This window comes from Marinomonas sp. TI.3.20, assembly GCF_038155025.1.
Taxonomy (GTDB): Bacteria; Pseudomonadota; Gammaproteobacteria; order Pseudomonadales; family Marinomonadaceae; genus Marinomonas; species Marinomonas flavescens.
Window position 1 is genome coordinate 1 of record NZ_JBAKAS010000118.1, and the last position, 273, is coordinate 273.

General features: G+C 49.1%; 1 protein-coding gene. It reads left to right on the forward strand.

Annotation, left to right across the window (positions count from 1 at the left end):
• A partial coding sequence (locus tag V6259_RS19815) for a TRAP transporter large permease subunit (protein ID WP_341585994.1) occupies positions 1-273 on the forward strand: 273 nt, incomplete at both ends.

Consider the following 273-nt stretch of genomic DNA (forward strand, 5'->3'; position numbering starts at 1 on the left):
GTGTAGCGGCGTTAGCGTCCTATTTCTATCTGGGTGAGAACCCAATTACTTTTGTACAAATTGCTTTTACCTCAGTTGGTTCTTTTCCGTTGATGGCGCTTCCTGCTTTTATTTTGGCGGGTGCTCTGATGGAGGCGAGTGGCATTTCCAAGCGGCTTGTAAACTTAGCGGAAAGTTTTGCCGGCCCAGTAACAGGTGGTATATCGGCAGCAGCAGTACTGGCTTGTATGTTTTTTGGTGCTATCTCTGGTTCGGGTCCAGCGACAACGGCAG